The organism is Kribbella sp. NPDC104740 (assembly GCF_055583505.1).
The window spans coordinates 305,586-316,795 of the sequence record NZ_JBVJNV010000009.1 but is presented as its reverse complement, the minus strand read 5'-3'; the positions used below and the strand labels follow the sequence as shown (position 1 = coordinate 316,795).

The window sequence follows — 11,210 nt, the reverse complement described above, 5'->3', positions numbered from 1 at the left end:
GGAGAACAGACAAACGAAAAACGATCCAATGCAATCAGAAACAAATCAAACTGACTTGAATCCAGAAAAATTACAAAGGAATCCAATCACAAAACCATGAACCATGGCCCGTGAATGGGGGTTAATGCTAAATTTCGGCATTGACTTTCGGCACGCTGTTGAGTTCTCAAGAATCGGACGCTCACCGCGCTTCACACTTTCGAGCGAAGCTCCGGGGCAACCTGCGTAACTTTACTGTTCTGTCCGAGCCCGGTCAAATCGGCCTCTTTCGTCCCAGTCTCTCTGCGTGTCTCAGCGACCGAAACCCGCTTGCGCGTGTTTCAGCTGCCAGGACTTTCAGGGAGTTTGTTGAACCGACCGGCCGCTTTCGCGTCCCGCACTCGCTCCAACAAGAAGAACATTACTGACATTCACGGTGAAGATGCAAATCGGGGTCTGGCCCTTGTCCGGACCTGTGCTGAGCACTCCCCGACCACATCGACGCGACGTCGTAGCCGTCCCTCTGGTCCCACCTGTCACTCGCGTCTCCGCGAGGCCGGCCCTCGCGTCACCGCCAGGTCCACTCTCCATAGTGCCCTACCCGTTCAAGCGAATATCCCTGAGACGGGTGGTGGGGGGGGGGGGGGGGGGGGGGGGGGGCCCCCCCCCCCCCCCCCCACCAAGTACCGCACCGCCCAGCAGACGCCTCTCGGCGAGTGGCCGCTCGTAGCGGCTGAGTGTGAGGCCCGGGGGTCATGTACCAGGCGGCATCAGATGTAACCGGTCCCCCACCGGACCTATTCCCGCCTCTGCCCACGTCCCTCAGCGCCCCCCTCAGGAGATCCGCACGCACTCCAACTGCTCCCCGTTCTGCTCGAACACCAGCCCGCGCTCCTCCATCCGGAACCGAGCGCCCACCATCGAGCTCCCGAGCATCCCGCCACCCATCGGCACGAACCTCATCCCTTCCTGACCGTCGAACGTCACCTCGACGCCACCACCCAGCCGACGTACAGCGAACCCAAACCCCTCCCGCAGCCGATACGTCCCCACCAGCCCGTCGAGCACCTCATCGCCGGGGAGGTCCCACTCGTCCAGCGGTTCGTCGTACCCACTCCACCCGTACGCCGACGCGAGCGCCGCGAACGTCCGCTCCACCACCCACATGCCGTTGTCGCCGTTCGTCATCACCGCGGCGCCGAACCCAGACTCCCGATCAGCCAGCAAATGGCACTTGAACCCCCTGTTCCCGCCGCTGTGTCCAAACCTCACACCGCCGGCGCCGAGGAACATCCCGAGCCCAAGATGATCCAGTCCCCCAAGCCGAGCACTGGCCCGAACCTGCGGAGTCAGCATCTCCCGCCCAAGCTCTGGCGACAGCAGCGCAGCATCAGCACCGGCGTACGCCGCCTGCACCGCCAGCGCGAACCTGCACAGATCAGTCGGCGTTGTCCACAACCCGGCGGCCGCCAGCTCCGGATAGCTGTGCCACCGCCCCGGAATCGCGCGCCCCTGCTCGTCGTGCGCAGTCGCAGCTCTCCCGTGAAGCTCTTCAGGCAGCGGCTGCGCGTAATCGCTGTCGCTCATCCCCAATGGCTCGAGCACGAGCTCACGCATCAGCTCGCGGAACGGCGTACTGGTCACGTCCTCCAGCACCTGCTGCAGGACAACCGTCCCGCCACCTGAGTACCGGAACTGCGCCCCGGGCACGGTGTCCACGCGCACGCCGAAGGTGTTGGTCGGTCCCACCCCGTTGAGGATCTCCACAGTCGACGGCAACACCTCGCCGGCGCCGTACCCAGGAAATCCCTGCATGGTCAGCCCAGCGCTGTGACTAGCCAACTGCCGCAACGTCACCACCGGCTGCCAGCTCCCGGTCCGCGGCACCCGCCACGAAGTCAGCCACCGACTGACGTCCTCGTCCAACGCGAGAACCCCACGATCCACCAACCGCAACATCGCGAACACCGCGACCGGCTTACTGATCGAACAGGCCTGAAACAGCGTCCGCGCCGACACCTCCGCCGAGCCGCCTGTGTCCACAACCCCAGCGGATCCGCTCCCTACCACCGCACCACCACTCAGTACGGCCCACCCAATCCCCGGCACCCCGAACTGCTCCAACTCCTCAGCGATTCGCTCGCGCAGCCCATCTCCCACAACCACTCCCCAAGCTCGACTCCCTGGAGCGTAGGACGCCCACGGCCAACCACGGTCGGAAACCAGTACACCGATCCGCAGTCCGCCGGCATTGCGCACGAGGCAGCGGATCCCCGACCAGGTGGATCTGACACGCGAGCACCGGCCACGAATGCCAGGCATTCGTGGCCGGTCGAGCTCGTGTGGAACGGAGAACTACTTGGACGGCTGCGGGGCTTCGCAGTCGATCTTCGGGTTGGCGCCGATGTAGTTCAACGGTCCGGCGGCGATGGTGACCAGCGTGGTCCCCACCTTCGCGCAGGTGGCGTCGGAACCTCCGAAGTAGTTTCGCTGCGCAGCGGCCGCGAGGCCGATCAGCAACCAGACCACAACAACGATCGTGATGACGCGGGACCCGGTCGTAGAGGCTCTACGAGTGCGCATGTCCACCTCCTGGCTGAGCACACCCCCGTGGATCCACCCTCTGGTGCCCGCCGGTGACACAGCGAAAACCCCAGGCCCGCCGACCTGTTCGGCGCCGCCCTCAAACCTCCTTGAAGTCGTGGTGCGGCTTGATCCGGGTGTTGATGAACCGCCCGACGCTGTCGGACCGAACCAGCCCCGCGTACGTGAACTCCGAGACCTCGAAGTACTGGTACACGTCGCCGCTCACGAACTCGACCTCGAGCGTCCCGTCCGACCACCCGACCGAGCGCACGCTCGACGAGTTCACCGGCTTGCGCCGCATCCCAGCCCCTTTCGTACGCCGTACTCAGGGTGCCGACGGTTGTTGTCCGAGCGCACCCAGCTCGATCCGGGTCAGCAGCCGGGCCAGGTCGTTCACCGCGGCATTCAGCTCGCCGATGGACGTCTGGTCCAGCGTGATCCGTGGCTCCTGCACGCCGAGGTTAGCCGCGAACCGCGTCAACGCGTCGGGCGAAGCCTCGGCGAGCATGTCGTCGAGGATGCCCTGCAGATGCTGGGTCGGCACCTTCTCCGGGCGGTCCTTCCACTTCGTGACCGTCCGCGGCGCGACGCCGAGCCGCTCGGCGAGCGACTCACGGGTCATCCGGAGCGCCAAACGCAACGCCTCGACGTGCCGGCCGGTCCACTGCTCGATCACCATCATCACGCAACTCCCTCGCAGGCTCGGTGACTGTCTGCAAGAAAAGTACGAGGATCCGGCCGCCTCGGAGGGGCCGAAAAGTTCCCTGTGGATACCGGTTGAGGTCCTGGTCCGGGCACCCGCCCCGCCGTTCACTTGATCCATGAACAGCACACCGACGATCAGCCGCCACCTCGACCGCCTCACCCCCCAGCCCCCACGCCGCTTCCACCTGGTCCGCCACATCGACGTCTCCGGCGTGAGCGGCACCGGCATCGTCGCCGAAGGAGTCGAATGGTCCGACAACACCGTCACCTTGCGCTGGGGTGGGCCATATCCCACCACCACCGTCTGGCAGGACGGCATCCCAGCCCTCCTCACCATCCACGGCCACAACGGCGCCACCACGATCCGCTGGCTCGACCCGTGATCTGGTGGGGCCGTCTCCAACCCTGCTCGGGGACGGCTCCACCAGCTTGTTCGTCAGTCCGGGAAATATTCGCTGTACTCCGGAGTAGCGGATGGACTGACCGAAGGCCTCGCGGTAGGCCACGCGCTCGCAGGCGCAGCCGGCGGAAGCTGGCCTTCGATGGACGGCGGCGCCGGCGGTCGTTGGTCGCCACTCGACGAATCGATGGGGCCTGCTGACGAACCGACGGGACCTGCTGCCGCATTGGGTTGGTCGACGCCCGCAGCGGCCTTCAGCCAGCCAGGAGGCGACGACGTCGAGTGCTGGGCGGGAGGCTGCTGCGCCTCGGGGTGATCCAGTTGTGCGTCTTCCACCTGGGTGTCCGCGGATGGCACTTGAGGGCTCGCCGAGTGCGCTCGCGTTTCTGTCCAGGTGTCGGTAGAGGCCACACGGGTCTCGTCGAACGGCACGGGGGTGTCTGGCGGCCCCGTCACGCTGTCGGTCGACTCCGCGGTCGTGGTGTCCGTCGCCCCTGTCCCGGAGTCCGTCGACCGTGCTGCCCTGTCTGCATCCCTTGCAGGCCGGTCGGAGCGCTCCTCAGCGTCGTCTGTCGTCGGCGCCTCATCGGGTTCGTCAGAGCGGTCGGCGGCTTCCTGGTAGCTCTCGGCATCTGGTCGTGATATCGGCGCTGGGAGTTCGTCGCTCCCTGGCGGAGGGTTCGGGACAGGCGACGGCGAGACGGTGTCCGCATCGGATCGGTCGCGGATCTGTTGAGCTCGGTCGGGGCGTTGGAAGGTGGTCTCGATTTCGGCCAGGTAGGAGGCCTTCAACAGTCTCTCGGAGCGGGTGTGGCCGTCGAGGAATGTCTCCACTGCGGCATCGAAGTCCGAAACACCCCGGGTCGGCGGTTCCGCGCGGACCCACGTCGCTCGATCCGGTCCGTTGCTGCCCAGAGTGTCGAGATCCCACCGAGATTCGCTGTCCCTCGCCACAGGCAAGGACGGCACTCTGTCATTGGCCATCGCGGAGAGCTGGCTGAAGGTTGGGTAGAGGCCGGCGCAGCGCTCGAGGTCCTCCGGATGTGCCGCCAACCACCAGGCGGTCGCCGTACCGGGCGAAGCCAGCACCTCGTCGCGGAAGTAGCGACTGCGGTCGCGGCGGAGTTCGTACTCGCGGTCGATGGTTTCCTGCTCACGACGGACCGTGCGCAAGCGGTCCAGCTCGTCGATGAGCTCGGACGGCAATGTGATGTGGACGTCCTCCGCCCAGACCCTGACCTGCCGTTTCTCGTCCATCTCGGGATAGGCAAGCAGCGTGGTGAGATGCTCGGTCGGGGCGTGGATGCTGGGACCACAGTCGGCGACGGCACGGCGAGCCCGACGCAGCAGGGTCTCGATCGCCAGCCCTGTCTGATCGTCCTCCGCCGTACCGGACGACAGCGAGACCCAATGCACCTCGGCCGAGAAGAGATACCTGTACTCCGGAGACGCCGATGGCAGGCGTATCCCGCGCAGCAACGTTGACTGACTCACCGACACGAGAAGTGTCTCGTCTGCGCCATCCGCCGGCTCCGGAGACATCGGGGCAGCAAGAGCGGTCGCGTCCCGATGCCCGACGGCAAGAGCCACCAGGAGCAGCACTGCCGGCGTAGCGACAGCCAGTCCCCATGCGGGCGCACCGAACAGCAGCGCGGCAAGGTTGGCGGTCAGCATTGCGGCCGCGGCGAGCAGCCATCTGCTACTCAGCTTCATGACGGACTCCTTTGGTATTCAGGAAACGGCCGGGGGCAATCGGCAGAGCTCGATGGATGGCGCCCGCGACCGGCGTGACCGCAGCGCTGTCTGGATCACGGCGTACGGACCTGGACTCTCCAAGCCAGGCATGGTCCATCGCGAAGAGTGCGGCCAAGCGAGCGACTTGGCCGTCACAGAGATCGATCAGCAGCGACAGCACCGCAGCTGCACGAAGTTCATCGCCGACATCGACGAGCTCGTAGTACTGCTGCAGCCAAGGGGTGGTCGCGGACATCCATTCGACCTCATCGAGTTCGGCGAGTGCGATGCGCCAAGCACGGACAATTCGTTCAGCCAGTCGCGGCATCAGCGCCGGGGCCCAACGGTCCCAAGCCCGCGCCGAACGCTCCGGCGAAGCGACGACGCAGCACAGGTCAGGATCGAATCGGTCTCGGTCGGTCAGTACCTGGAGAAACTGTTCGAGTGCTCGGTTGTCCGTGCAGAGGCGGATCAGGCCACCCCGCGCCTCAGACTGGATCACGTCGCGGTCGGCCAGCCATCGGAGACGGATCAAGGCCTGCCTCAGATGACCTGCGGCGATGACGTCCGTGCAGAGTTCGACCAGGATCCGTCCCAGTCCAACCTTCAGGTCAGTCGACCGCGACCACTTGTAGATTTGCGAGCGCGCGTCCTGCCCGGCGCGCTCGTGCCGCAGCACTTGAGCCATGGCGTGCGCTGCTAGCCGACCCGGCTCATCGCCTCTCCCATTGTCCGGCCAGCTCTGGACGATGTCGTACAGCTCGTTCATGCGACCGGTTCTTGCCGCCTGGTCCGCGAAGCGCAGAACAACGGCCAGGCGATCCTGCGAGCGAGCGGCAGTCCAGAGGGGCGAGGAACCGATCCACACCCCGAACCCCTTGCGCAGGTCCGGATAGGCGTCCCAGAAGTGCGTGAGCACCGCCGTTCCAAAGGTCAGGCGGGCGAAGCTCACGGTTCCGTCCGGGGCCAGCTTGAGGGTATCTCGGAACCCCCGCAGCCGATCGGTGAATCCTTCCTCGGCGAGCCGGTGACGATCGCTGTCGACGGTGTAGCCGAGTGACTCCTGCAGACACAGTTCGGCGTCGAAGAGCGCATCTGCCTTGCTGTCCTCGAGCATCGCCGCGGTCAGCAGCAGAGTCCGCTGTTCCACTGTCTCCAGGCTGCCGACCAGTTTGACGACTTCTTCCTCGTGGTCGGCCGAACCGGCGACAGCACTGGCGAACCACGGCGAGTCGTCGTCGAACTGCTGCCGTGTCTCCACCAGAAGGCTCGCAGTTTCAGCGACTCCACGCAGCGGCATCCGCGACAACGCCTCGGCGTCCTCGGCTTCGACCTTCGAGCGGAGGAGCTGTAACCCTGCGGCACCGAGATGCCGTGTCAGCACCAGCCACGGTTCTGGGCGGACGATCTGGACCAGATGAACTCTCAGGTCGTCATGCAACCCGTTGTCGGACCGGTCGGGAATGAGGACGACAAGATGTGCCCGCTGCCGTTGAACCATCCCGACACAGCGGCGTAGATCGACGTCCCACTGGGCAATGCCGATGTCGTCCTGCGTCGATAGGTCCAGCAACAATCTGTCGCCGGCCGTGATATCGCCGGCCGTCAGCCTCTCGTCACCGCGCAGATCATCGCCGGTCAGCAGACGAAGCGCCCCCACCTTGTCTGGCTGTGGGCAGAGCAGCATCTTCGCTGCGGACCGCCTGCCGCTCCCTGGCTGTCCGCTCAGCACGACCGTGCTCCCGGCGGGCCGGAACCGTTCCGTCAGCTGCGCGAACCCGTCCGGGGGCACGAACACCGCACGCAGCAGTTCGATGTCGTCGGCCGTTGCCCACACGCCGATCTGTTGCCGCAACGACGGACCGCTGCTGAACTTGTCCAGCGCGCCGACGATGACCGAACCTCCGCTGACGAAGACCTGGGGCCCGCCTCCGCTGTGGTTGTTCTGAGGGCCATCACCATGGTTGACGAACTGCGAGCCGTGCCCGCTGTGCACCGCGCCGGACGGATCGGTGATCACTGATCCGACATCGCCCGAGAGATCTCCGGCACCACCTCGTCTCCCGTTTCCGGCCCTCTCGGCTGGGCCGTTCCCATCCGGTCGCGCCAGATCACCGGTTGTCATCGCTGCTCTGGGGATTGAGATCCACCGCTGAGGTACTGATGACCGGTTCCCGTGTGAGTCGGCCCGGTCGGATCGGTGACGATCGAGTGGACCGTACCGGTGATGTTGCCGATTCCGCCTCGCCTGTTGCTGCTGTGGTCGTTCGCCTGGACCGTTGGCGTCCGAGGCGTTGAACGGTCACCGGACTCCGACTGACTCAGCTCAGTCTTCGCCGTGTCCTCGATCCGGCGGAAGCCGGAGGTCAGCAGGTCTCCGGACGGGAGCGGGACCCGCAAGTACGCCAGACCTTGGTACTTCTTGACGGTGACAGGTGCCTCGACATACAGACCAGGATGTTCGTCGGTGTACCCGCTCACCACCGCGTCCTCAAAGGCGCGAGAGGACACGATCGCGGCAACATGGGTGGTGTCCCCCGAGCGGTTCAGCAGATCCCGCACCGGTTCACTGTCCAGCAACCGGTGCAGCTCGACCCGAGTCGCCCCAGCGCCGTCGGAGACCAGTCGTTGACCGGAGTCCGTGACCGGTCCGATCGTGATGCTCACCCGCATACGGATCGGCTGGAAACCGGCCGCCGCCATCGCTCTGCTGCGGTCTGCCAGCTCGCTCTGCAGAGCATCCAGGAACGGGTTCAGGAGGAACGGCAACCGATCGGACGGCAGACCGATGGCGTAGCCGTCACCGGTCGAATCTGCGAACGTCTTCTCGTTCCAGATGTCCGCGAGACTACAGCGCGCGAACGCGCTCTGCAGGATCTCTGGGATGTACGCGTTCAGGTAAGCCTGTTGACGCCCGCTCGCGCCGCTGTAGTCCTTCATGTCGACAACCAGCAGTGACCGGTACGGCGGGAGGTCGCGAACTCCCACGAGACTGGGGTCCTGAGGGATGGTCATGGTGTGTCTCCTCTGATGGCTGGGGTGGCGAGATCCAGGATTTCGGGAGCAGAACTGCGGCATTGTCCGGAATCGGACAAGGGGGGCGTGAGCTGAGCCACCTGCTGGCCCGTCGGGACGGGCAGAGACGTCAGGAGTCCGCCCACTCGGTGAGGCGGCACAGATCGGCAACGACCAAGCGTGGTCCCGGCGCCAGAGCGCCGGATTCGCGAAGCTTGGTCAGTTGATCGGTGATCGTGCTGCGGGCCATCCCCAACGCGGTGGCCAGTTCTTCCTGGGTGAGAGGGATGTGACTCGGATCGACGGGGCCCTCAGGTGCGAAGCGGACCAAGTCCACGAGGAGACGTGCGATTCGACGTACGGCGCGACGATGAGCCAGGTCGACCTGGCGGCGTACGGCCTGCTCGAATTTGGTGGTCACATAGCGACGGAAGGAGTCATGCAGATCGCGGCGGCTCAGGAAGCGCTCGAATTCGGCCTGGCCGAGAAATCGCGCGGTGCACCTGTCGATGGCCACCACGCTCGCTGTACGGGTGCCGTCACTATCCGCCGCGAGCTCGCCGAGAAGATGTCCCCCGCCGCGAACAGTGAGGACCAGCTCGACGCCGTCAGCGGCGCCGGCCAAGAGCTTGACCCGCCCGGACTCCAGGACGAAGAGAAACCCGCCCGAGTCACCTTGTCGAAGGATGGTGCGTCCGGGTTGGAAGCTACGGAGGGTTCCTTCTGCAAGTAACAGGCGCCACTCGTCGGGGCCGATCAGTGCGTGGAAGGTGCCGTCCGTCGCCGCCATCGATCATCTCCGCGCCTCGGTCCGTCAGGGCCACCCAAAAGCCTCACACGGATGACGGACCGTAGTTGCGGGACGCGTGTCGTCCGATCAGCCGTGCTCGGGGTGGGGTGGCTTCTCGGCGAAGAACTGTTCGCGGTAGTTCGCCGGGTGGTCTTCCTCGGGGTGGTGGTTGAGGGCGGTCGCCAGTTCGGCGATGGACTTGTCGGCGACGGTGAGGTGGGGCTTGGGGTGCTCGGTGGGGAGCTCGTCGGTGTTCGCCACGGAGGAGAGCTGGGCCAGGGTTTCCAAGAGTTCGACGGCCTTCTCGACCTCGCCCGGGTTGTTGACGAGCCACCAGACGGCAGCGGAGCCGGGGCTCGACAGGACCTCGTCGCGGAGGTAGGCGCGCTCGTCGCGTTCCATCCGGCGCTCGAGGAGCGTCCGCTGCTCGCGGCGGTGGAGGGCGGCGAGGACCTGCAGGTGCTTGCTGTCGGCCTCGGGGAGGCGGAGACGGACCTCCGTCGCCCAGGTCCGGACCTGGCCTCGGTCGTCGAGATCCGGTTCGCCGAGCAGGGCCGCCAGGCGGTGCTGGTTGAGGCTTTCCTCCGTCGGTTGCTGGCCGGCGGTGAGGGCCTTGGCGCGGCTGAGCAGGGCGTCCACTGCGACGCTGCTGAGGTCGCCGTGGCGGGAGCCGGACAGGACGGTGGTCCAGTGCACGACCGCGGAGAAGCTGAACTGGAAATCGGGAGATGCAGAAGGGAGGCGGACGTCGGCGATCGTGCGCGTCGGCGGGAGTGAGAAGACCGGATCGTGGTCGACGTGCGACGCGTGCAGGCTCGCCGGCGGCGTCACGGGGGCCTGGACAGTGATCGGGGCCGGCTTGGACACCGGTTCGTTGTAGAGCACCGCGACCGCAAGAAGGAGGAGCACGGCGACCATGACGGCGACCCAGCCCGGCAGCCCCACGACCAGAGCCAGGAGATACAGGAGAGCAACCACCGCGGCGGAGAGCAGGAGGGTGTTCTTGTCGAGCTTCATCAGGGATTCCTTCAACGCAAGTACCGGCCGGCGTACCCGGCTGGAGGAGTCCCCGCTGTTAGGTCCTGGGCGGTCGGTCAGAGGCACGAAAAGTCTCACACGGTCGACGGACGGTAGCGACTGCTTCGCGTGTCGCTTCTACTCCGTGAGAACCGGACAGGATCGGACCACACGGGCGGCTCGGTTGAACAGCCCAGAACTGGACCGATTTCAGACAGATGTTGCCCGCGTGTCAGCCGGTCAGAGAGCGGAGGGCACGGCGGGACGGGGTGAGGACGACAGGCTTGTACGGGCAGCGCGCGTCGGTGAGGGTCTCGTACGCGCTGATCGCGCGGGTCGCGGCGTCCCAGCCCTGTTCGGCGGGGCTCTTGCCGAGGCCGCGGTTGCGGATCAGGGCGCCGTAGAACGCCGAGCAGAACACCGTCGCCTCGTACCAGCCGACGACAGTGCTGGTGCCGATGTAGGTGATGTCGTCCTGCAGGCAGTCGCGGATCGCGCGCTGCCACTTGCCGATGCCGGTCTTGCAGCCGTCAGCGATCACAACGCCGCTGGAGATCCCCCACTGCCGGTCCAGGAACCAGTCCGCGAGAGCGCTCAGCGACACCTGGGTCTGGCCGTCCGTGGACAGGAACGACGGCTCCTCGCTGTGGTCCCCGTGGGCCATCACATGCAGGACCGTGGACGGGGTGGTCAGCGCCGAGAACGCGGTCTCGTGATCTCGGGTGCGGACGAAGTTGACGTCGATCACCGGTTCGTTCCAGCCGGCGTTGACGTTGCCGACGACGCCCTGGACGAACGTCATCGACGCGTCGAAGGAGCTGTCCAGACCGAGGTCCACCAGCGTGATCAGTCGGTTCCGCATCCCCAACCCCCTCGCATCCCGGGGCCTGCCTCAGTGGCCCGGGAATCATCATCACCCAGGATCCCGACAGTTTCGCCGCGGGGTCGGTGGATACCGTTGGCCGAGACCCGACCAGCCAAGGA

Annotated in this window: 11 protein-coding genes; 1 reads left to right on the top strand and 10 read right to left on the bottom strand. The window is 66.0% G+C overall.

Annotated elements, in window-relative coordinates; genetic code table 11:
• Positions 1–813 precede the first annotated feature (813 nt).
• From ACZ6Z4_RS35555 to ACZ6Z4_RS35540, 4 genes are all read right to left on the bottom strand, one after another.
• Positions 814–2,139 (bottom strand): serine hydrolase domain-containing protein, encoded by a 1,326-nt coding sequence (locus tag ACZ6Z4_RS35555; protein WP_465575383.1) that lies wholly within the window; start codon positions 2,137–2,139, stop codon positions 814–816.
• A 195-nt stretch (positions 2,140–2,334) separates the two neighbouring features.
• Positions 2,335–2,562 carry a hypothetical protein gene (locus ACZ6Z4_RS35550; protein WP_465575380.1) on the bottom strand — a complete coding sequence of 76 codons (228 nt, stop codon included), beginning with the start codon at positions 2,560–2,562 and terminating at the stop codon, positions 2,335–2,337.
• Positions 2,563–2,662: 100 nt separating this feature from the next.
• The gene (locus ACZ6Z4_RS35545) at positions 2,663–2,866 is read right to left on the bottom strand and encodes a KTSC domain-containing protein (RefSeq protein ID WP_363677273.1); all 204 of its coding nucleotides are present in this window, start codon (positions 2,864–2,866) and stop codon (positions 2,663–2,665) included.
• Positions 2,867–2,890: 24 nt separating this feature from the next.
• The gene (locus ACZ6Z4_RS35540) at positions 2,891–3,247 is read right to left on the bottom strand and encodes a helix-turn-helix transcriptional regulator (RefSeq protein WP_363677275.1); all 357 of its coding nucleotides are present in this window, start codon (positions 3,245–3,247) and stop codon (positions 2,891–2,893) included.
• 139 nt (positions 3,248–3,386) lie between these two features.
• On the opposite strand from ACZ6Z4_RS35540, the gene ACZ6Z4_RS35535 reads away from it, so the two are divergent.
• On the top strand, positions 3,387–3,653 hold the full coding sequence (locus tag ACZ6Z4_RS35535) for a hypothetical protein (RefSeq protein WP_465575375.1): 267 nt from the start codon (positions 3,387–3,389) through the stop codon (positions 3,651–3,653).
• A 53-nt stretch (positions 3,654–3,706) separates the two neighbouring features.
• On the opposite strand, the gene ACZ6Z4_RS35530 is transcribed toward ACZ6Z4_RS35535, so the two are convergent.
• The 6 genes from ACZ6Z4_RS35530 to ACZ6Z4_RS35505 all read right to left on the bottom strand — a co-directional run bounded on the left by ACZ6Z4_RS35530 (position 3,707) and on the right by ACZ6Z4_RS35505 (position 11,088).
• Positions 3,707–5,383 (bottom strand): hypothetical protein, encoded by a 1,677-nt coding sequence (locus tag ACZ6Z4_RS35530; protein ID WP_465575372.1) that lies wholly within the window; start codon positions 5,381–5,383, stop codon positions 3,707–3,709.
• Complete coding sequence (locus tag ACZ6Z4_RS35525; protein WP_465575369.1) at positions 5,370–7,424, bottom strand: hypothetical protein; 2,055 nt, start codon at positions 7,422–7,424, stop codon at positions 5,370–5,372. Before ACZ6Z4_RS35525 ends, ACZ6Z4_RS35530 begins: the two co-directional genes overlap by 14 nt.
• Positions 7,425–7,525: 101 nt before the next feature.
• Positions 7,526–8,419: a hypothetical protein gene (locus ACZ6Z4_RS35520; RefSeq protein ID WP_465575365.1), complete on the bottom strand. Its 894-nt coding sequence runs from the start codon at positions 8,417–8,419 to the stop codon at positions 7,526–7,528.
• Positions 8,420–8,549: 130 nt separating this feature from the next.
• Positions 8,550–9,209, bottom strand: coding sequence for a Crp/Fnr family transcriptional regulator (locus ACZ6Z4_RS35515; protein WP_465575362.1), 660 nt, complete (start codon positions 9,207–9,209; stop codon positions 8,550–8,552).
• 87 nt (positions 9,210–9,296) lie between these two features.
• Positions 9,297–10,226, bottom strand: coding sequence for a hypothetical protein (locus ACZ6Z4_RS35510; protein ID WP_465575358.1), 930 nt, complete (start codon positions 10,224–10,226; stop codon positions 9,297–9,299).
• A 232-nt stretch (positions 10,227–10,458) separates the two neighbouring features.
• Positions 10,459–11,088 (bottom strand): hypothetical protein, encoded by a 630-nt coding sequence (locus tag ACZ6Z4_RS35505; protein WP_363677279.1) that lies wholly within the window; start codon positions 11,086–11,088, stop codon positions 10,459–10,461.
• Positions 11,089–11,210: the final 122 nt, after the last annotated feature.